Below are 18,814 nucleotides of genomic sequence, written 5' to 3'. Positions count from 1 at the left end.
CCTGATTCCGCAGCTCATCTGGCTTGCTCCACCCACTCGCTCGAATCCGCGAGTAAGACGCGACGCACGTGGACCGGCAGGTTCGGGTGGTCGGCGACCGCGTGGCGAACCGTGCTGTCCGGGTCGGTGGCCAGACGTTCTGCCAACTCGACGGGCAGGTCCGGATCGCGGGGTGCTGGGCATCGCATGCGCGGGGCCGGGTCGGTCGCGAAGCGGCGTAGGGTCTGCGGCGGGAAGGTGAACACGTCGGCCGGACGCCAGCGCGTCTTTTGGTCCGGCCCGCACTCACGGTCGATGCGCGTCGGCCGGCAGTGTCCGCTGCGTGCCGCGGAGCGCCGGAAGCAGATGTACGGCGAGGACACGTGCGGCAGCGGGTCTGCGGTGACCCAGTCCAGCCGTAGGTGCTGCAGCTCGGCGACGGCCATGTGGTCTTCGACCTGCTGCAGCAGCGCCGTGTCGTCGAGTTCGTCGTCGAGCAGGTCGGTCAGCGGGCGGTCGCCCTGCTGGATCTGCGTATGGATCCGGTGGCGTATCGGCCCGGGTGTGTCCCGGCGACTGAAGACACCCACGCGTACGTTCGCGCTGGGATCCTCGGCGAGCAGGTCCCGTACTCCTGAGAGAAGCTGTGGGTGTTCGGCGACCTGCCGTCGAACATGGTGGTCGGGGTCACCAGCCAGCCTTTCTGGCCAGTTCCGGGGTCAGGTCTGCGTGGCGTACGGCTCCGGCGCGGGTGACCGGATCGGCGAGCAGTCCCGCCACGAGGCCGGGCGGCGGTACCGGATGCGGTAGCCGGGCGTAGTAGGTCGAGCAGGCAGCCGCACGAACCTCGTCGACGGGGTCGGTGAGCAGGAGTCGCCGGACCGGTCCGGGGGCCTGCGTCCACCACCGTGCGAGGGTGGCCCGGACCGGCGGGTCAGGGTCCGTGGCGAGCCGGGCGAGCAAATCGGCCGGTACGTCGTCGCGTTCGGCGAGGTGTCCCCGTACCAGCCTGTCCGGATCGTCGATGAGTCGCTCGTACGACTCGCGGGGCGCGCCACGGGCGCCGACAACCAGGGCAGCCCGGACGGCGGGATCGGCGTGGGCAGCCAGCCGGGTGACCGCGCATACCGTTGCCGCCACGAGCCGCGGGCGGCGCTTCAGGTGGAGGTGCGTTCCCGCCACGCCCGCAAGCGGTCACGCAGCCAGTGGTAGCTGGCCTTGGGCGTACGGGATCCGGTGCCGTAGTCGACGTGGGCCAGACCGAAGCGGGGCCCGTACCCGCGGGCCCACTCGAAGTTGTCGATGAGCGACCAGTAGAAGTACCCCCGCAGATCGAGCCGGTCGTCGACGGCGGCCGCACGGGCCGCCGCCGCCAGGTGCCCGGCCACGAACGAGATCCGTTCCGGGTCCGGCTCGGGTCCGTCCCGCAGGTCGGCGCAGCCGTTCTCCGTCACGTACACGGCAGGCAGGCCCGGGTAACGGTCCGCGAGCCCGGTCAGGGTGTCGAACAGCCCTTGCGGCTCCACCGGCCAGCCCAGGTCGGTGGTGGGCAACCCGTCCGGCCGTAGCTGCCGGACCCCGATGTCGAACGCGCTGCGCAGCGCCGGGTCGGGCTGCTCGTACGGGGCGTCGGCGACGTGCACCCGGTAGTAGTAGTTGACACCGAGGAAGTCCAGCGGCGTGGAGATCACCGCCAGGTCACCGTCCCGGCGGAACGACAGATCGCTCACCCCGGCGTAGAGCCGCTCGAACCCGGGCGGGTACGCGCCGCCCAGCACCGGATCCGTGAACTGCCGGTTGAGCATGAGGTCCTGCCGATCCGCCGCCGCCCGGTCGGCCTCGGTATCGCTGGCCGGCACGGCGGGGGAGAGGTTGAGCGTGATGCCGACGCGCGACCGCGGGCCGGCGGCGGACCGGACTGCGGCGACCGCCCTGCCGTGCCCGAGCAGCAGGTGGTGGGCGGCGGCCAGGGCACCATGTCCTTCGGCGGTGCCGGGAGCGTGCCGGCCCTCCGCGTAGCCGACGATCGACGAACAGTACGGCTCGTTCAGCGTGATCCAGTCCTGGACCCGGTCGCCGAGGACGCCCGCCACCGCGGCGGCGTACTCGGCGAACCACTCGGCGGTGTCCCGTACCCGCCAGCCACCCTCGTCCTCGAGCGCCTGGGGCAGATCCCAGTGGTACAGCGTGACGAACGGCCGGATGCCGTGCCCGCACAGGGCGTCGACGAGCCGGTCGTAGTAGTCGAGGCCTCGCCGGTTCACCGCGCCCCGCCCGGCCGGCATGACCCGTGGCCAGGCGACCGAGAAACGGTAGGCGTCCACGCCGAGGCCGGCCAGCAGGTCCACGTCCTCCCGCCAGCGGTGGTAGCTGTCACAGGCGACCGAGCCGGAGGTGCCGTCGTCGACGGCACCGGGGCGGCGGCAGAAGGTGTCCCAGATCGACGGCCCGCGGCCGTCCTCGTCGACCGCCCCCTCGATCTGGTACGCCGCGGTGGCGGCGCCCCAGCTGAAGCCGGCCGGCAGGTCCGGCAGCTCGGGCAGGTCCGGCTGGATTGCGGCCGCGGCGGCGCCTTCGGATGTGGTGGTCATCCCTTCACCGCCCCCTGCATGATGCCGTCGACGAGATGCCGGCCGAGGAGCATGAAGACGACGAGGATCGGCAGCGTGGCGAGCAACGTGCCGGTCAGCGTCAGGGTGTAGTCGGTGGTGTAGCCACTGGCCAGTGCGGAGAGCGCCACCTGCACGGTCGCGTTGTTCTGCAGCACGACCAACGGCCAGAAGAAGTCGTTCCACGCCTGCATGAAGGTGAACAGCCCGAGCACCGCCGCGGCGGGGCGGGCCGCCGGCAGGACGATGTGCCAGTACAGGCCGAACGTGCTGGACCCGTCGACGCGGCCGGCCTCCAGCAGTTCGTCGGGTACGGCGCGGCCGAGGTACTGGGTCATGAAGAAGACGCCGAACGCGGTTACCAGCCCGGGCACGATCACGGCGGTGAGGCGCCCGGTCCAGCCGAGGTCGGCCATCAGGATGTACAGCGGGATGATGCCGAGCTGGTGCGGCACCATCGAGGTCGCGATGGCCACGACGAGAAGCGCCTTTCGGCCTCGGAACCGCAGTTTGGCGAAGGCGAACCCGGCCAGGGTCGAGAAGAACACCACGGAGACGGTGATCGAGCCGCTGACGATGAAGGAGTTCACCAGGGCTCGGCCGAAGTCGGTCGTGTCGAACACGCGCGCGATGTTGTCGAAGAGGTGCCCGCCGGGCACCAGGGCCGGCGGCACCTTCGTGACGGCGTCGCTGGTCTGCGAGGACACGACGATGGACCAGTAGAGCGGGAAGACCGACCCGGCCACGACCGCCAGCAGGGCGCCGTAGCTCCAGACCGAGCCCTTGCGTGGGTACCCGAAGCTCCGGCGCCGGTGGGACCGGCGTGGCGGCGGCGAGGGTGTGGTGCCGGTCTGAATGGGGTCCGCGAGGGTGGTCACGGCGTTCTCCTCAGTCCTCGTCCTTGGCGATGCGCCGGGTGAGCAGGAAGTTGATGATCGCGAAGATGGCGATGACCAGACAGAGCGTCCAGGCGACCGCCGAGGCGTAGCCGAAGCGGAACTCCCGGAACCCCTGCTCGTACATGAACAGGGCGACGGTCTGGAACTGCCGGTCGGAGCCGCCGGTGGGCGTCTGGGAGCTGGCGAACAGCAGGGGTTCGGCCATGATCTGCAGGCCGCCGATCGTCGAGATCACCGTGGTGAAGATGATCGTCGGCCGCAGCATCGGGACGGTGATCCGCCTGAACTGCTGAGCCTGCGACGCGCCGTCGAGGTCGGCGGCCTCGTACAGGTGGTGCGGAATCGCCTGCATCGAGGCGAGGTAGATGAGGGCGTTGTAGCCGGTCCACCGCCAGGCGACGATGAACGAGATGGCCAGGTGGGAGCTCCAGGTGTTGGCCTGCCAGTCGATCGGGCCGATGCCGACGAGGCCGAGCGCCCAGTTGACCATGCCGAAGTCGCGGCCGAAAAGCTGGGTGAAGACGATCGTCACCGCCACGATCGAGGTGACGTTGGGCAGCAGCACGCCCATCCGTAGCGCGGTGCGGGCCCGCAGCCGGTGGTTGAGCAGGTGGGCGATCCAGAGCGCGGCGAGCAGTTGCGGCACGGTGGACAGCACCCAGATGCTGAGTGTGTTGCCCAGGGCGTTCCAGAAGTACGCGTCCTGCAGCATCTCGCGGTAGTTCGCGAGGCCGACCCAGCGGTGCGACCCGGAGTCGAGCAGGTCCCAGTCATTGAACGAGACGTACGCCGTGTACAGCAGCGGGAACAGCCCGAACGCACCGAACAGCAGGAAGAACGGCAGGATGTAGAGGTAGGGCGAGCCCTTGGTGTCGAGCCGGCTCAGGCCGGCCCGCCGGGCCTGGTGGAGGTAGGTGGCCATCGTCGATCCTTCGTCGCCGGGCGCCGCCGGCGGTCAGGGGCGACCGCCGGCGGCGCGGGTCGAGTTACTTGGCGAGGCGCTCGACGTCGCTGACCATCTGCTTCCAGGACTCGTCGGAGCTTTGCTTGCCCTGTTCGATGCGGACGAGGGCGTCGCGGATGGTGGTCTGCACGTCTCCGGCTCGCGGGCCCTGGTACTGGGGCTTGAGCTGCTTCGCCGCGGTGGTGAAGACCTGGCCCACCGGTGCGTTGTTGAAGAAGGCGTCCTTGTACTGGGCAATGTCGGGCTTGTCGTACAGAGCCGGGATGGACGGCAGGTTGCCCCGCGCGGTGAACACCTTGGCCTGCTGTTCCGGGGCGGTCAGCCACGCCGCGAGCTTCTTGGCCTCCTCGATGTGCTTGCCCTGCTTGGGAACGGTGAGGTACGAGCCGCCCCAGTTGCCGCCGCCGCCCGGGACGCTCGCCACGTCCCACTTGCCGGCGGCGTGCTTCGCCTGGTCCTTGATCTTGGTCATCATCCAGGCCGGACACGCGATGGTGGCGAACTGGTCCTTCGCGAAGCCGTTGTTCCACTCCTGCGAGCTGCCGATCAGCTTGGCCGACAGGTTGCTCTGGATCGCCTTCACCGTCAGGTCCCAGGCCTTTCGGACATCGGGGCTGGTGCCCACGACGATGGCGTTGTCCTCGTTGTAGTACCCGACCGGGGCCTGGCCGATGATGGCGTTGAACAGTTGGCCTCCGCCATCGAAGAAGGCGCTGCCGGCCGGGGCCTTCGCCGCGTACCGCTTGCCGAACTCGATGTACTGGTCCCAGCCGCTGCCCCAGGCGGCCGACACCTGGTCGCGGTCGAACGGCATGCCGGCCTTCTCGAACAGGTCACGCCGATAGCAGATGGCCAGGCCGCCGACGTCGGTGCCGTACCCGACCTGCTTGCCGTCCTTGGCCAGCGACGCCGCCCACTTCCAGTCGAGGTACTCGGACTGGCGGTCCTTGCCCAGGTCGACGAAGAGGTTGCCCCGCTCGCGCATCTGCGCGATGAAGCCCGTGTCGACGCCCTCGATGTCGCCCGCGCCGGAGCCGGTGGCCAGGTGGGTGATCAGGTCGCGATGATGGTCGTTGTAGGCGGCCGTGCGCTCCTGGATCGTGATGTTCGGGTGCGACTTCTGGTACTCGGCGTACAGGTCCTGGTACCCGAAGTTGCCGAACAGGTTGACGTTCAGGGTGATCTTTTCGTTGCCGCCGCCGGAGCCTCCCTCGGTGCCGGTGCCACACGCGGTCAGCAGTACTCCGGCGGCCAGGGTGGCCGCCGCCAGTCGCAACAGTCGGTTTGGGTGCATGCCAGGGAACCCTTTCGTGCGATGTAACCGGTTACTTGAAACCGGTTACATGGTCGGCGAAGCGATGGTGGTGGGGGTGGGTGGAGTTGGATGAAGATCGGATGCCGGCCGAGTTGCGGGTGACCGCCGGCGAGCGCCTTTCCTGGGAAGTGTGAACGGGTTCGGCTAGGGGGTGTCAAGTTACGAAACGGTAACGGTCGATGCGGGTTGACCGGCGGACATCGCTGGCGCTACGGTCGTGAAACCGGTTACAGAGAAGGCACCACATTGACCACTATCAGGGAGTTGGCGCGCCGCTCCGGCGTGTCCGTCGCCACCGTGTCCCGCGTCTTCAACACCCCCGAGGTCGTCAGCCAGCACACCCGCCAGCGCATCCTCGACCTGGCCGCCGAGATCGGCTACCTGCCGAACGGGTCGGCCCGGACGCTCGCCACGAAGAAATCCAACATGGTGGGCCTGGTATGGGACACCGACCATCGCCGCCCTGGATGGCGCCACCCATTCCTGCAGGAGATCCTCGTCGCGCTCAAGACGGCGCTCAGCGCGCACGGGCTGAACCTGCTCATGCTCGCCGGCCACGACGCGGCGGGGCCCGACGACGGGCAGCGATACGTGCGCGCCGTCCGCCAGCACAACCTCGACGGCGCGGTCATCATCGACAACGGCACCCGGGACCCGGCCGTGCTCGCCCTCGTCGAAGCCCAGGTGCCGTGCGTCGCTCTCGACCTGCGGGTCGACGGCCCGACGTCGACCTACATCACCTCGGACAATGCCGGCGGCGCGGCGCTCGCCGTGCGCCACCTCGTCGAACGCGGCCACCGGCGCATCGCCACCATCACCGGCCCGCTGCGAACCTGGCCGGGAGCCGAACGGCTCGTCGGCTTCCGGGCCGCGCTGGCCGGGGCCGGCCTGCCGCTCGCCGACGGCCACGTCGTCGAGGGAGACTTCTATCTCGACGGCGGTCACGCCGCGATGGACCGGCTGCTCGCCCTCGACGACCGCCCTACCGCAGTGTTCGTCGCCGGTGACGAGATGGCTGTCGGCGCGATGCGGGCGGCCCAGGCGGCCGGCCTACGGATCCCCGACGACATTGCGATTGTCGGCTTCGACGACATCGAGGTGGCCGCGCTGATCCCGCCCGGGCTCAGCACCGTCGCCCAGAACAAGCCCGGCTTCGGCACGGCCGCCGCCGAGGCGCTGGTCGCCATGCTGCACGGCGGCGACGACCCGCCCAAGCCGACCGTGTTGCCGACGACGCTCGTCGTCCGCGGCACCACCTGACCCGAACCGCGCGACGTCGGCGCCGTCCCGCTCTGGATCGTGCTGCTGCTCGCGGTCGCTGTTGCCGGAGCCGCTGTCACCGACCCCGCAACCGGGCCTGCCTCGAGCGTCAAGACGCATCCGGGCTTCCAGCATGTCTTTCCCTCCGGAATCCTCGCGCCGACCAGCTCCCGGTACGGCAGTGAGCGCGCGGAGTACTCGGTGAAACGAGCCTTCCTTCGCGAGTTCGCCGAGGAGCTCTTCGGGTACGACGACCTGGCCTACGACAGCCGGGACCTCCGCGATCCACTCGGTGGCATCTGGCCGATCCAGCACCTGCTTAACGCCACCCAGCCCGGACCCATGGGGGAGCCACCGGCGGTCGAGATCAGATACCGGCATCTCGGTGCCGCTACTTACCCTCCGCCCCGAGGTGTACGTCCTCGTGCTGGTCCGTCAGCCAGGCTGGTTCGATGAGCTGGTGAGCGGAGCGGAGCTCAGGTGCCGACGGCACGGATTCAACCTGAACTGGGAGTTTGAGGACGACCGAGACGACATCGACGGCAAGAGACTGGACTCGATCCGCGTTGAACTCGACGATCAGTTCGAGCTCATCGGCAGGCAGCGGCTCAGTCCGCTCAACACCGTTCCTCACGCCGCCGCAGCGCTGTGGCTGGGTGCACAGGTCGCTCGCGAGCTGGTGTAGCGGGCACTTTCGGGCCGGAACACGCTGAACCGATATGCGGCGCCGGCCGATCACGGCCGGCTCCGGATACCGGATCTACTTAGCGTCGCTAGACTTGCGCAAGCCTCAGAGTTGCGCTGAGTGTCATCGGCGGTGGGGTAATGGGTGGTGTGGCCCCACCGACACGACCCCCACGCAAGGCCAATCATGGATGCTGGTCTTTGCGTGTCGATCCCCGAAGTCGCAAACCGTCTCAACGACCAGAACTTCAGTGACCCGGGCAGGTCAGGACGTGGGGACGTCTCGCGCTGGCGTGCTACCCGGCGTGCTGGAGTCGTGCCGACGCTTCGCGTGCGTCAAGGAGTTCCTCCCAGTGGTCCTGGGCCCAGGCGCACAGGGCGTCCATCGGTTCGAGCAGGCTGCGGCCGAGTGGCGTCAGGTCGTACTCGACGCGACGTACCCGATCAGAGTGGGTCGTGCGCTGGACCAGGCCGTCTCGTTCGAGTGCCCGCAGTGACTTGGTGAGCGCCTTCGCGGTGATGCTACGCAGCGGGATTCGGAGCTCCGAGAACCTTCGGGGCCCGTGTTCCAAGCAGCGAATGATCATTCCGGCCCATTTGTCGCCGATGTGGATCGGTGACAGGGCGGACGGGCAGACCGGGTCGAACATGTCCGGGTTCAGCGGCGCATTCACGGCTCCACCGTAGTTGGTATCCGATCGGAAACCACACCGCTGGATACGGTCGCTAGCGGTGGTCGGCGATCCGGGCCGACCGAGAGAGGCGAGGTGCCGGTATGGGCAAGATTATGGTTTTTGGCGCGGGTGGTCGGGCCGGCCGGACGGCCGTTGCCGAGGCGCGCCAGCGCGGCCACCAGGTCACCGCCGTGGTACGTGAACCAGGCAAACACGGCAACCTCGCCGGCGACGGTGTACGCGTCGTGGCCGGCGACGTGACCGACACCGACCGTGTCGCCCGGGCAGCCGAGGGGCACGATGCCGCGATCAGCGCGGCCTTCGACGTCGCAGCCGAGCCCAGCGCCTTCTTCACCAGCGCCGCCCGGGCCCTTCTCGACAGCTTGCCCCGCGCGAGCGTCGGACGACTGCTGGTCGTTGGCGTGGCGTCAATCCTGAACGACACGTCCGGGACGGCATTGATGGACACGCCCGGCTACCCGCAGGAATACCGCTCGTTCTACCTCGCGCACGCCGCCGGTGCGGACGTGCTGCGCTCCGAGACCGACGGGCTGGACTGGCTGATCGTCAGCCCTGCCGGTGACTTCGACCATGCCGGCGCCCGCACCGGGCGCTACCGGTCCGCCGCAGCCAACGCGGCCAGTCGCATCTCGTACCCCGACTTCGCCATCGCATTGCTTGACGAAATCGACACACCCAAACATCACCGGGCCCACCTGGGCGTCGAGGCCAGCTGATGGCCGAGGAAATCTTCGACAGCCCGAACACCTGGGTGGCCGAGCACATCCGTCGCTTTGTCGAAACCGATGGCAATGCCAGACCAGGCATGAACGACCTGTTGTTGACCACCCGGGGCCACAGCTCGGGAAAGCTGCGCCGCACCGCGCTGGTCTACATTCGAGACGGTGAACGCTACGTAGTGGCCGCTTCCAACGCCGGAGCGGACCGGCATCCCGCTTGGTACCTCAACCTTGTCGCAGACCCCAACGTCGCCGTGCAAACCGGTGCACAGACCTTCGTCGCGAGGGCGCGGACCGCAACGGCGCGGGAGAAGCCGAGACTGTGGCAGTTGATGGTGGCGACGATGCCGTCCTACCAGGGCTACCAGGAGGCGACCAGCAGGGACATCCCCTTAGTGATCATTGAATGTGAGGGGGATTGACCTGACACGCCGTCATCCGGTCCGGATTGGCCATTTGCGACCCGCAGTGGCGTTGCGTCTTTTTACCTCGCGTGGCCAATACTCTCGGCGGTGTGTGGCAAGGGAACCTCTGACCGGCGGCCCGCCGGTGTCGGCTTTGCCTACTCCTGCGGGTTTCTCTCCCATGATGACGGAACCCGGTGGGCCCAGTTCGGCGATCCGAGGTGAAGCGGTGATCAGAGCTGGCGGCAGAAGTCGCACTCGACCCCGTCGGTGCGCGCGTCGAACATCATCTACAACCAGTCCCTCAGCCGGAATACCGCACAGGGGAGAAGTGCCTCCCGGAGGGAAGTGCGTGCGCCGCTGGACCAGCTTCCGGGCGTTGAAGGACGAGCGGCGGCTGGCCCTCTCACGTTGCGGGTTTCAACTGGCCGACATCGGCGGGCCCGGCCTGGCCAGCAGATACGCCGGTTGCCCGCGGACGGGTTGAACCGGGAAGCTGGCTGGGGAGGAAGTAATGTCCGCTCATGCCGATGAGCGGACGGGGGCCACGGTGGGCGGCGCCAGGATGACGTTGCCGGGATGACCGTGTCAGTCCCAGGTGATCGTGGCCCGCGTCCGCCAGAGATCCAAGACGGCCGCGTCCCCGCGTGTTTCAAGACGCTCAGTCCCACTCCGGTTCCACAGCATGAGGTAGAGCTCGGATGCAGGTCCCACGATGGTCAGCTGGGCTGGCATCTCACTGGCGACCAGGCGAAGCCCGGCCGGCTCGATGGAGAAGGTCCATCCCGCCTCGATGTCAGTAGGCACCAGGGCCATGCTGAGGGGTGGATCGGCCACCAGACGCCCACCAGGCCGGCCGAAGAAGCCGTTGAGCAGTTCGTCGATGCCGTCAGCGGCGAAGGACGGGTCCCAGTACGGGACCGTGGAGACAGCCGATTCGGCATCGGCGCGGTGTATTGCGGTCTCGTGGGCCTGGCGACGCGCCCAGAACGCCAACGGCGAGGGCGCGGGCAGAAACGTCCAACACCTCATGCTCTCGTCAGCCGCTGCCAGCGTGTCCACGAGTGCGCGGTGGCCCTTCCGAAACCAGTCCAGCAGCTCGTCGTCATGGACTTCGGCGAAGAACTCTGCCTCTTCGCGAGTGGAGTAAGGCTGACGGCGTCCCGTGATCACGTGGGCCATGGCCCAGCGATGTACACCGCTGACATGGCGCAGCAGATCACGGACCTGCCAGCCGGGGCAGGTGGCCACGTGTGCGTCCAGACCCGCCCGGCCCGCCGCCTCTTCCAGTCGGACGCCTTCCTCATCCAGCGCGGCAATGTGCTCGGCGATACGCATGACGGGAGGGTCCCACGCGCCGCCGACCCTCCGCCAGGCCGGCGCCGTGCCATGGATGGCGTACTCATTTGCCGCTGTCCGAGCGCGGTGCAGGCATGTCCGTAGCGCTCGGTAACCGCGCCGGGCGCTGGCGCACGGTTCACGGTGTCAGATGTGGCCGCCCTTAGGAGAAGACCGGTCCGCCCTGTGATGACCGCTGCGCTACGCCGGACGTTGCCGCCTGCCCACTCACCGTTGTTCCCGGTCAGAGCCTCTCGTGCTAACCTACCAATCGCTTGGTTGGTAGATTAGGAAGTCATGCCGGCTCCCAGATTCACGGCGGGAGTCGCCTCACTACGCAAGGAGACCTCGCGATGGAGGTACTCGTGGTCGGTGGAACCGGCATGATCGGGGTCCACACTGCCCTTCACCTGCGGGATCGGGGAGACAACGTCACCGTCGCCGCCCGAGGGGCGGTCGATGCGGACTCACCCGTCGCCGACCTGCCCGTCCTTTGTGGGGACTACACCCGCCAGACCTTCACCCGGGAGGACCTGGCCCCCTTCGACGCTGTCGTCTTCGCTGCGGGGCAGGACGTACGCCACCTACCCCGCGACGTGGACGAGACGGCGTTCTGGAAGGAGACCCAGAGCGCGGGGGTGCCGGCCTTCGCCGCACTCGCCAAGAGCGCGGGTGTCTCCCGCTTCGTCCAGGTCGGCAGCTACTACCACCACCTGCGACCCGCCCTGGCCGACTCCAGCGCCTACGTCGCCGCCCGGCGCGACGCCGACGAGGGAGCCCGGGCGCTGGCCGACGACTCCTTCACGGTCTGCACCCTCAACCCGCCCTCGATCATCGGCGCCATCCCCGGCATCACGGCCAAGCGCTACCGTCGCATGGTGTCCTGGGCGGCCGGCAACGAGCCGCAGATCCCCGACCACGCCCCGGCTGGCGGCACGAACTACATGTCGGTCCGGTCCCTGGCCGAGGCGATCGGCGGCGCGCTCGACCGCGGCACGGCGGGGGCGGCCTACCTCGTCGGTGACGCCAACCTCACGTTCAGGCAGTTCTTCCAGTTGCTCGTCGACGCGGCCGGGGGCAACCGCACCATCGCTGAGCTCGACGAGCCGCACCCCTTCATGCCCGACTCGATGATCGTCCAGGGCCGCGGGAACGTCCTTGCCTATGAACCGGATCCGGCCGAGACCGCACTGCTCGGCTACACCCGCGGTGACTGCGAGCGTGCCGTCGCCGAGCTCGTCCAGGTCGTGCGCGCGGCAACCGCTCCCGCGGCGTGACCGGCCTCGACGCGGCCGACCTCGCGGCGCTGCGCGCACTCTCCGAGGCGTACGCCGCGGCCGCCGACGACCGTGACGCCGCAGCGGTCGGCGCGCTGTTCGTCCCGGACGGCGTCCTCGTGGTCCCCGAGCCGCCGGCGCACCTCGACCCCCACGTGTCCCACGTCGGCCGTCCCGCTGTCGTGGCCGCGTTCGGGGCACTCGCCGGCACCCTGGCGACGATCCACGTCGTGGCCGGGACGCGCTACCTGCCGACGCCGACCGGGGCCCGTGGCCGGGTGCGCGGCACGGCCCACCACCTGCTCCCCGGTCGCGACGGGCCCTCGGACCTCGTCTGGTTTCTGCACTACGACGACGAGTACGCGCGTACCGACGAAGGATGGGCCTTCACACGTCGCGCGGTGACCGTCAACTGGATCGAACGCCACCGCGTCTCCCTGACCAGGGCCGACGAGGAAGGGACCGGCAGATGAGCGCCACCCGCAGGCTCGAGGGCCAGATCGCGGTCGTCACCGGCGGCGCCCTCGGGATCGGCGGCGGCATCTCCCGTCGTCTCGCCGCCGCGGGCGCCCACGTCGTTCTCGTCGACATCGACGGTGAGGCCGCCGCCCGCACCGCCGCGGACATCCGTAGCGCCGGCGGCCTGGTCGAGGTCGTCCTCGCCGACGTACGCACCGCTGACGGTGTCGCCGTCGCGGTCGCCGCCGCGGCGGCCGTCGACTCGGGGCGGGTCGACGTGCTCGTCAACAACGTCGGCGACTTCCGCCCGGCCTCCAAAACCTTCCTGCACTCGACACCCCAGCAGTGGCAGGCGCTCTACGAGATCAACCTGTGGCACGTGCTCGCGATGACCCATGCGCTGCTGCCCGGCATGGTCGATCGAGGCCGTGGCGCCATCGTCAACAACTCGACCGTCGAGGCCTTCCGGGGTATCCCGGCGTGCGCCCCGTACTCCGCCTACAACGCCGGGGTCAGCGCCTTCACCAAGAGCCTCGCCGTCGAGGTCGCCGGCCACGGGGTGCGGGTCAACGCGATCGCGCCCGACCTCGCCGACACGCCCCAGACGCCGGCCGCGGCGATGTTGCGCGGACGCGACCCGGAGCTGGTCCGTACGTGGATCCCCGTCGGGCGCTTCGGCGAGCCCGACGACTACGCAGCCGTCGTCGAGTTCCTCGCCAGCGACGACGCCCGCTTCGTCACCGGGCACACGATCCCCGTCGACGGAGGGACTTTGGCCGCCTCGGGCTGGTACGCGCGTACCGACCGCAAGGGCTGGTCGAACATGCCGAACGAGGCCTGACCGTGGACGGCCGGGGCTCGACGCCGGGCCCCGGCCTCCACGGCCGTGCTCAGTCGCGGCGGTCGAGACCGAAGAGCTCGGCTGCCGCCGCGAGCTGGTCGAGGTACTCGGCCAGGTCACGGTGCCGTACGACGAGGTTGACCACGGTGCCCCCCGCCTCGCCGATCCGGCCGACGAGGTCGAGCGCGGCCTCCGGGGCACCCGTCGGGTCGAGGCGAGCCGGAGGCGTGATGACGACGTCGAACCCCTCCGGCAGGTCGTGCTCGGCGAGCATTCGCGGTAGGGTCTCCAGGTCCGGTCCGCGATACGTGACGGGGGCCGGCGCCCACCCGTCGCCCAGGGTGACCGCGCGCCGGAGGGCACGCTTGCTGTGACCACCGACCCAGATCGGAACCTTCTCCTGAACCGCGTGCGGGCTGACCACCTGCTCGGTGAAGTGGTAGTACTCCCCGTGGTAGGTCGCGAGCCGTACCGACAGGGACGCCCGCAGGGCCCGCAGGGCGTCGTCGGCCCGTGGCCCGCGGTCGGCGAACGGACGCCCGAGCAGCGCGAACTCCTCTTCCAGGTTGCCGACGCCGACGCCGAGGACGACCCGTCCGCCGCTGAGGTGGTCGAGGGTGCCGTACCGCTTGGCCAACTCGAGCGGATGGTGCAGCCCGAGCACGAGCACGTACGGCAGGAAGCGGATCCGCTCCGTGATCGCCGCGAGGTACGAGAAGGTCGCGACCGGGTCGTAGAAGCGTTCACCTCGCGCCAGCCCTGGTGACACGCTGACGTGCTCCGGACAGGTGAAGAATTCGTACCCGAGCCGGTCGGCGGTCGTGAAGACCTTCCGCAACTCGGCGACCCCGGCCTCGGCCTCCCACGGGGGCCGGGGCCCGGAGTCGGCCAGGACCGGGGAGCTGAGGCCGATGCGCACGGCCTCAGGCCTCGGATTCGACGGCGCGGGCGAGGATGTCGCGGCCCTCGTCGGTGCCGTCGAGCTGGCGATTCCAGCGGTGGGTCACCTTCCAGCCCTCGTCGGTGCGGGTGAACTCCCACCGGTTGGACCCGGTACGCCAGATCCGGTAGCCGTTCTGGTCGGGAGCGCTGAGCACGAGCTGCGAATAGTTCGTCACGACGGCCTGGTCGCCGTCGACGACGATGTGCGGCAGCCCCATGAGGTGGGCGGCGCCGGAGTGGATCAGGGCCTGGTGCCGCTCACCGGTGACCATGCCGCGCAGCGCGTCCCGGCCGTTGAGCACGACCGGGTAGGTGTCGTACACGCCCTCCTCGGTCCACATCTGGGCGGTGACCTCGGCCGAGCCGCTGTCCACGGCGGGGCCGTAGCTGGCCACGATCCGCCAGAGGGCGATCTGGTCCTCGGCTGCGGCGAGGCGCCGTTCGGCTTGTTCGAGGCGCGCCTCGAGCAGGGCGAGCCGGTCGGGCTGCGAGTCGGTCATGGTGGGTTCCTTTCGATCGGGCCTCGCCGGCCGAGCCGGTCGACGGCCGGTCAGGTCGTGGACGGGTTCCCCTCGAAGCGTTCCGGGGCGAGCTCGCGCAGCGCGGCCATCTGCTCGAGGTGGTGGGCCGCCGAGGCGGCCACGAGGCTCGCGTTGACCGCGGTCGCCCCGACGGCATCGGCCGTGTGCAAGTGCTCGCGGGAGCCGTCCGGGTCTCCGAGCGGGTCCAGCGGCGGGATCTGCAGCACGAGGTCGAAGCCGTCCGGGCGTTCCACGGAGTTCCACATGTGGGTCAGCTCCCGCGGCCCGAGGCCGAACGGCGCCCACCCGGTGCCGTACGCCACGGCGCGGCGCAGCGAGCGGCGGGTGCGCCCACCGATCCACAGCGGCACCGTGGTGCGCGGCGCGTGCGGTTCGACGACGAAGTCGGTGAACGTGAAGTGGGGCCCCTCGTGGTGCGGCACGGCCCTGCCCCACGCCGCGCGCAGGGCCGTGATCGCCTCGTCCGCGATCGCGCCGCGCCGCGCGAACTCGGCGCCGAGCAGGTCGAACTCCTCTTCGAGGCTGCCGACCCCGATCCCGAGGATGACGCGTCCGCCGCTGAGCAGGTCGAGGGTGCCGTAGGTCTTGGCGAGGGCGAGCGGATGGTGGTAGCCGATGACGACGACGTTCGTCGCGAGCCGGACGCGGCGCGTCGCCGAGGCGAGGAACGACAGCGTGGCCACGGGGTCGAAGTACGTCGCGCCCCGCTCGACGGCGATCGGGGCGGGCACGGCGACGTGCTCGCTGCATGTCAGATGGTGGTAGCCCAGGTCGTCGGCGGCGCGGGCGACGGCGAGCAGCGCACCGCCGACGTCGGGGCCGGACAGGACGTCCCGTTCCCAGGCGGCCGCGGTGCGCGGATGTTGGACGACGACCGGGGTGAGCAGTCCGATGCGCGCGGTCATGACAGGGTCTCCGATCCGGCGACGCCGCGCGTCGCGCTGGTGGGGCCGCCGGTCGCGGGCGGGGTGGTGGACGCGGCACTCGTCGGGATGAGCCGGAGGCGTTCGAGCAACGCGCCGAAGTCCTCGTCGTCGTCCGGGTCGAGCGGCAGCCCGAGCCCGAGCCCGTCGGCGATCCCGCCGTAGGCCTGCCCGAGCACGTCCGGCAGTTCGGCGTAGGTGCCGTGCGGGATGAGCGTGGCCAGGGTCTCGTCGTCGAGGGTGCCGGCGAGTCCCGTCCAGCGCCCGGAGGCGGCCATCGCGGCGAGCCGTTCGCCGACCCGGCCCAGTCCGAGCCGGTCCAGGGTCGTGCGGTAGGCGGGTGTGGAGAAGAGGAACGCCAGCTCCTGGCGGGCGGAGTCGCGGCTCGCGGCGAGTGCGGCCGGCGTCGGACCGGTGATCGACTTGGACACCACGACGACCCGGGGGATAGCCGCGCGTCCGGCCCGCTCGGCCCCGGCGCGCAGCGCGGGAAGCACGACCGTGCGCAGGTGACTCGGGTGCGAGTTCGTCGCGTGGGTGACGAATCCGTCGGCGAGCTCGCCGGCCACCTCACAGACGCGTCGGTTGACCCCGCCGGTGTAGAGCGCCGGGGCCGCGGTCGACAGCGGGCCGGGATTGAAGTACGGCTGGAGCCGGGTGAAGCGGTAGTGGCTGCCCTCGTGCTCCAGGGGCCCGCCCGTGCTGAACGCGGCGAAGATCGCCCGGATCGAGGCGAGGTAGTCGCGCAGGTTCTCGACCGGCCGCTCCCATGGCACCGAGAAGCGGCCGACGATGTTGCCGCGCACCTGGGTGGCCAGACCGAGCTGGAAGCGACCCTCGGAGAAGCGCGCGAGATCCCACGCGGCGTACGCGGTCACCATCGGGCTGCGGGGGAAGGCCAGCGTCATGCTGGTGCGTACGGTGATCCGGCTGGTGTGCTCGGCCGCGAGCAGCGCGACCGCCAGGGAGTCGTGCGTCGTCTCGGGGATGTGCACGGTGTCGAAGCCGAGCCGTTCGATGCGCGCCACGACCGCGGGCACCTCGCGCAGCGCCGTCGTCGGCGGCAGCGTCGTGGTCAGCTCCATCCGGGTGGCGGGTGTCTGTGGTGTCGTCATGGGATGCGGCCCGCCAGGGTGGCGTCGACGACCTCGTCGCCGTTGACGATCCGGGCGAGCTTCTCCAGGCGGGGCGCGCGCCGCAGGTGGGCCCCGCCCTCGACGGGCAGGCAGGCGCCGGTGATCCATGAGGAGTCGGGACCGCACAGGAAGCGGACCGCGGCGGCGACGTCCTCGGCGCGCCCGATCCGCGACAGGGGCTTCTCGGCGACGGTCGCGGCGGCCAGCTCGGGGTCGGCCAGCAGCAGGCCCGGGTTGGCCCCGTCGGTGGCGACGATGCCGGGGCGTACGACGTTGACCCGTACCGCGAGGTGGCCGAGTTCGTCGGCGGCGACCCGGACGAGTGCCTCGAGCGCGGCCTTGCTCACCGAGTACGACGGCATGAACGGGAAGGAGTGCCCGCCCGCGCTCGACGAGGTGCACACGATCGCGCCCCCACCGTGCGCGGCCAGGGCCTGTCCGCCGTGCCGGATGGCGTGCAGCGCCGTGGTGACGTTGCGCCGGAAGTCGTGCTCGAGGGTCTCGGCGTCGAGGGCGAGCACGGGACGGAAGGTGCCGCCGCCGACCGTGGTGACGACGGCCGCCAGCGGGGTCTCGTCGGCGACGCGTACCGCGACGGCCACGTCCTGTTCGTGGGTGGAGTCGCCGGCGCTGATCCGTACCGGTGGTGCTCCAGGGGCGGCCGCGGCGATCGTCTCGGCCGCCGCCCGCAGCGTCGCCCCGGTTCGTCCCATGATCGTCACGGCGGCCCCGTCGGCGGCCAGGGCGGCGGCGATGGCGCGGCCGAAGCCGCCGCCCCCGCCGATGACGAGCGCGCCGCGGCCGGCGAGCGGGCCGGGTGCGGCGGTGGTCGGGTGGGGATCGGTGCTCATGCCTGCTCCCTCGACGGTCGGCGGAACTTCTCCCGCGTGGACGGGTCGTCCATGAGTACGAAGGTGCCCGTGGCCGTGACGCACGTCAGGTCCCCGACGCGCAGCTCGCCGGAGCTGCGCACCTTGCGACCGTCGCGCCCGTCGTGCCGGGCCAGGATCGTGATCGTCGAGCCGATCGGGATGGCCGCGCGGAAGGAGATGTCGAGCCCGACGGTCACCGCGGCGTATCCGGCGCGGGCGTTGGCGATGCCGAGGGCGTGGTCCATGAGCATGGCCGAGGTGCCGCCGTGCACGTGCCCGGGTGGCCCCTGAAAGGCAAGCCTCAGGGTGACTTCCCCGCGTAGTGAGCCGTCCGGCTCGACCCAGAGGGCCACCGGCGGTGACAGCGGGTTCTCGGTGCCGCCGGCGGGGTCGAAGCGGCCCGGGCCGGGCTGGCGCCACATCGTCGCGATCCGCTCGGAGAGGTCCGGGGCGTGGGCGTCGATCCGGGCGGTGAGCGCGTCGAGGTCGGCCACGATCCGGTTGGCGTCGGCGTCGACGGCCCCGCCCGCGCGCGTGATCGCGTCGATGAGCCGGCGGGTGGCCGAGGCGACCGCGTCGATGCCGGTGTCGCGGGGCTGTGCCGTGGCGAGGGGGGCTTCCACCGTGCGGACTCCTTTGGCCGACATCAAGCAACCAAGCGCTTGCTTGATGGGCACCTTAGCGACCTGACCGCGCGCTGGCAACGGTTGCGCGCCGCGTGCCGCCCCTTGTCGATCAGGCCGCCGTTCGGCTATTGACGTGCCCGCACGCTGCCCCTACGGTTCCCAATCGAGCGCTTGTTTGGATCGCGAACGGCCGCAACACCGCCAGCCTCGGGCGCGGATGCCGATCAGTTCCGGGCAGGCGCTCCACACCAGCGCCGCCATCCATCACCTCCATGACCATCGCGCCCGCACGGCCGCCGCCGAACGACCTCGGCGGCACCCGGCGCCCTC

21 protein-coding genes are annotated in these 18,814 nt (G+C 70.3%); 7 read left to right on the top strand and 14 right to left on the bottom strand.

The genetic code is table 11. From position 1 onward, the window contains the following. Window positions 1-14 precede the first annotated feature (14 nt). The 6 genes from ACFYON_RS26540 to ACFYON_RS26515 form a co-directional block, all read right to left on the bottom strand. Complete coding sequence (locus ACFYON_RS26540; RefSeq protein WP_354874359.1) at window positions 15-569, bottom strand: hypothetical protein; 555 nt, start codon at window positions 567-569, stop codon at window positions 15-17. Window positions 570-666: 97 nt separating this feature from the next. Further along, window positions 667-1,119: a hypothetical protein gene (locus ACFYON_RS26535; RefSeq protein WP_354874357.1), complete on the bottom strand. Its 453-nt coding sequence runs from the start codon at window positions 1,117-1,119 to the stop codon at window positions 667-669. A 17-nt stretch (window positions 1,120-1,136) separates the two neighbouring features. Further along, entirely contained in the window at window positions 1,137-2,570 is a 1,434-nt protein-coding gene (locus ACFYON_RS26530) for a GH1 family beta-glucosidase (RefSeq protein WP_355015272.1), read from the bottom strand. Further along, window positions 2,567-3,466: a carbohydrate ABC transporter permease gene (locus ACFYON_RS26525; protein WP_091427581.1), complete on the bottom strand. Its 900-nt coding sequence runs from the start codon at window positions 3,464-3,466 to the stop codon at window positions 2,567-2,569. Before ACFYON_RS26525 ends, ACFYON_RS26530 begins: the two co-directional genes overlap by 4 nt. A gap of 10 nt (window positions 3,467-3,476) precedes the next feature. Next, window positions 3,477-4,409, bottom strand: coding sequence for a carbohydrate ABC transporter permease (locus tag ACFYON_RS26520; protein WP_030500465.1), 933 nt, complete (start codon window positions 4,407-4,409; stop codon window positions 3,477-3,479). 64 nt (window positions 4,410-4,473) lie between these two features. Further along, entirely contained in the window at window positions 4,474-5,745 is a 1,272-nt protein-coding gene (locus tag ACFYON_RS26515; protein WP_355015271.1) for an ABC transporter substrate-binding protein, read from the bottom strand. Window positions 5,746-6,012: 267 nt separating this feature from the next. Between ACFYON_RS26515 and ACFYON_RS26510 the strand changes: the two genes are divergently transcribed. Next, window positions 6,013-7,026, top strand: coding sequence for a LacI family DNA-binding transcriptional regulator (locus ACFYON_RS26510; protein WP_073831689.1), 1,014 nt, complete (start codon window positions 6,013-6,015; stop codon window positions 7,024-7,026). Window positions 7,027-7,438: 412 nt separating this feature from the next. Beyond that, window positions 7,439-7,711, top strand: coding sequence for a hypothetical protein (locus ACFYON_RS26505; RefSeq protein ID WP_354874348.1), 273 nt, complete (start codon window positions 7,439-7,441; stop codon window positions 7,709-7,711). A gap of 295 nt (window positions 7,712-8,006) precedes the next feature. Here the strand turns inward: ACFYON_RS26505 and ACFYON_RS26500 are convergent, their stop codons facing one another. Next, window positions 8,007-8,384: a helix-turn-helix domain-containing protein gene (locus ACFYON_RS26500; RefSeq protein ID WP_354874346.1), complete on the bottom strand. Its 378-nt coding sequence runs from the start codon at window positions 8,382-8,384 to the stop codon at window positions 8,007-8,009. Window positions 8,385-8,485: 101 nt separating this feature from the next. On the opposite strand from ACFYON_RS26500, the gene ACFYON_RS26495 reads away from it, so the two are divergent. Next, complete coding sequence (locus ACFYON_RS26495; protein WP_354874344.1) at window positions 8,486-9,121, top strand: NAD(P)H-binding protein; 636 nt, start codon at window positions 8,486-8,488, stop codon at window positions 9,119-9,121. Beyond that, window positions 9,121-9,546 carry a nitroreductase family deazaflavin-dependent oxidoreductase gene (locus tag ACFYON_RS26490; RefSeq protein ID WP_354874342.1) on the top strand — a complete coding sequence of 142 codons (426 nt, stop codon included), beginning with the start codon at window positions 9,121-9,123 and terminating at the stop codon, window positions 9,544-9,546. Before ACFYON_RS26495 ends, ACFYON_RS26490 begins: the two co-directional genes overlap by 1 nt. A gap of 570 nt (window positions 9,547-10,116) precedes the next feature. On the opposite strand, the gene ACFYON_RS26485 is transcribed toward ACFYON_RS26490, so the two are convergent. Beyond that, complete coding sequence (locus ACFYON_RS26485) at window positions 10,117-10,866, bottom strand: maleylpyruvate isomerase family mycothiol-dependent enzyme (protein ID WP_354874340.1); 750 nt, start codon at window positions 10,864-10,866, stop codon at window positions 10,117-10,119. Between the two features lie 353 nt (window positions 10,867-11,219). Between ACFYON_RS26485 and ACFYON_RS26480 the strand changes: the two genes are divergently transcribed. From ACFYON_RS26480 to ACFYON_RS26470, 3 genes are read left to right on the top strand one after another with little or no spacing between them, the layout of a single operon-like run. Then, a complete protein-coding gene (locus ACFYON_RS26480) occupies window positions 11,220-12,143 on the top strand; it encodes an NAD-dependent epimerase/dehydratase family protein (RefSeq protein WP_354874534.1) in 924 nt (307 codons plus the stop codon). Then, on the top strand, window positions 12,140-12,616 hold the full coding sequence (locus ACFYON_RS26475) for a nuclear transport factor 2 family protein (protein ID WP_354874532.1): 477 nt from the start codon (window positions 12,140-12,142) through the stop codon (window positions 12,614-12,616). The genes ACFYON_RS26480 and ACFYON_RS26475 overlap by 4 nt, the downstream gene beginning before the upstream one ends. After that, window positions 12,613-13,443 carry an SDR family NAD(P)-dependent oxidoreductase gene (locus tag ACFYON_RS26470; protein ID WP_354874530.1) on the top strand — a complete coding sequence of 277 codons (831 nt, stop codon included), beginning with the start codon at window positions 12,613-12,615 and terminating at the stop codon, window positions 13,441-13,443. The genes ACFYON_RS26475 and ACFYON_RS26470 overlap by 4 nt, the downstream gene beginning before the upstream one ends. Window positions 13,444-13,492: 49 nt before the next feature. On the opposite strand, the gene ACFYON_RS26465 is transcribed toward ACFYON_RS26470, so the two are convergent. From ACFYON_RS26465 to ACFYON_RS26440, 6 genes are read right to left on the bottom strand one after another with little or no spacing between them, the layout of a single operon-like run. After that, a complete protein-coding gene (locus ACFYON_RS26465) occupies window positions 13,493-14,362 on the bottom strand; it encodes a TIGR03619 family F420-dependent LLM class oxidoreductase (RefSeq protein ID WP_355097086.1) in 870 nt (289 codons plus the stop codon). Window positions 14,363-14,366: 4 nt separating this feature from the next. Continuing rightward, entirely contained in the window at window positions 14,367-14,885 is a 519-nt protein-coding gene (locus ACFYON_RS26460; protein WP_354874526.1) for a nuclear transport factor 2 family protein, read from the bottom strand. A gap of 50 nt (window positions 14,886-14,935) precedes the next feature. Then, window positions 14,936-15,832 carry an LLM class F420-dependent oxidoreductase gene (locus tag ACFYON_RS26455; RefSeq protein WP_354874524.1) on the bottom strand — a complete coding sequence of 299 codons (897 nt, stop codon included), beginning with the start codon at window positions 15,830-15,832 and terminating at the stop codon, window positions 14,936-14,938. Beyond that, window positions 15,829-16,965: a TIGR03617 family F420-dependent LLM class oxidoreductase gene (locus ACFYON_RS26450; RefSeq protein ID WP_354874522.1), complete on the bottom strand. Its 1,137-nt coding sequence runs from the start codon at window positions 16,963-16,965 to the stop codon at window positions 15,829-15,831. Before ACFYON_RS26450 ends, ACFYON_RS26455 begins: the two co-directional genes overlap by 4 nt. Next, a complete protein-coding gene (locus ACFYON_RS26445; protein ID WP_354874520.1) occupies window positions 16,962-17,837 on the bottom strand; it encodes an SDR family oxidoreductase in 876 nt (291 codons plus the stop codon). The genes ACFYON_RS26450 and ACFYON_RS26445 overlap by 4 nt, the downstream gene beginning before the upstream one ends. Continuing rightward, window positions 17,834-18,481, bottom strand: a complete 648-nt coding sequence (locus ACFYON_RS26440) for a PaaI family thioesterase (RefSeq protein ID WP_161565969.1) — start codon at window positions 18,479-18,481, stop codon at window positions 17,834-17,836. Before ACFYON_RS26440 ends, ACFYON_RS26445 begins: the two co-directional genes overlap by 4 nt. Window positions 18,482-18,814 lie beyond the last annotated feature (333 nt).

The sequence above is a fragment of the Micromonospora sp. NPDC005686 genome (genome assembly GCF_042871665.1).
GTDB lineage: Bacteria > Actinomycetota > Actinomycetes > Mycobacteriales > Micromonosporaceae > Micromonospora.
Note: the sequence above shows the minus strand (reverse complement) of the source record. Positions and strands in the feature narration are given on the sequence as shown.

Coding starts and splice junctions, on each gene's coding strand:
- ACFYON_RS26480 (WP_354874534.1), top strand. CDS start 11,220: ATGGAGGTACTCGTGGTCGGTGGAACCGGCATGATCGGGGTCCACACT.
- ACFYON_RS26445 (WP_354874520.1), bottom strand. CDS start 17,837: ATGAGCACCGATCCCCACCCGACCACCGCCGCACCCGGCCCGCTCGCC.
- ACFYON_RS26515 (WP_355015271.1), bottom strand. CDS start 5,745: ATGCACCCAAACCGACTGTTGCGACTGGCGGCGGCCACCCTGGCCGCC.
- ACFYON_RS26460 (WP_354874526.1), bottom strand. CDS start 14,885: ATGACCGACTCGCAGCCCGACCGGCTCGCCCTGCTCGAGGCGCGCCTC.
- ACFYON_RS26530 (WP_355015272.1), bottom strand. CDS start 2,570: ATGACCACCACATCCGAAGGCGCCGCCGCGGCCGCAATCCAGCCGGAC.
- ACFYON_RS26450 (WP_354874522.1), bottom strand. CDS start 16,965: ATGACGACACCACAGACACCCGCCACCCGGATGGAGCTGACCACGACG.
- ACFYON_RS26455 (WP_354874524.1), bottom strand. CDS start 15,832: ATGACCGCGCGCATCGGACTGCTCACCCCGGTCGTCGTCCAACATCCG.
- ACFYON_RS26490 (WP_354874342.1), top strand. CDS start 9,121: ATGGCCGAGGAAATCTTCGACAGCCCGAACACCTGGGTGGCCGAGCAC.
- ACFYON_RS26485 (WP_354874340.1), bottom strand. CDS start 10,866: ATGCGTATCGCCGAGCACATTGCCGCGCTGGATGAGGAAGGCGTCCGA.
- ACFYON_RS26470 (WP_354874530.1), top strand. CDS start 12,613: ATGAGCGCCACCCGCAGGCTCGAGGGCCAGATCGCGGTCGTCACCGGC.
- ACFYON_RS26495 (WP_354874344.1), top strand. CDS start 8,486: ATGGGCAAGATTATGGTTTTTGGCGCGGGTGGTCGGGCCGGCCGGACG.
- ACFYON_RS26520 (WP_030500465.1), bottom strand. CDS start 4,409: ATGGCCACCTACCTCCACCAGGCCCGGCGGGCCGGCCTGAGCCGGCTC.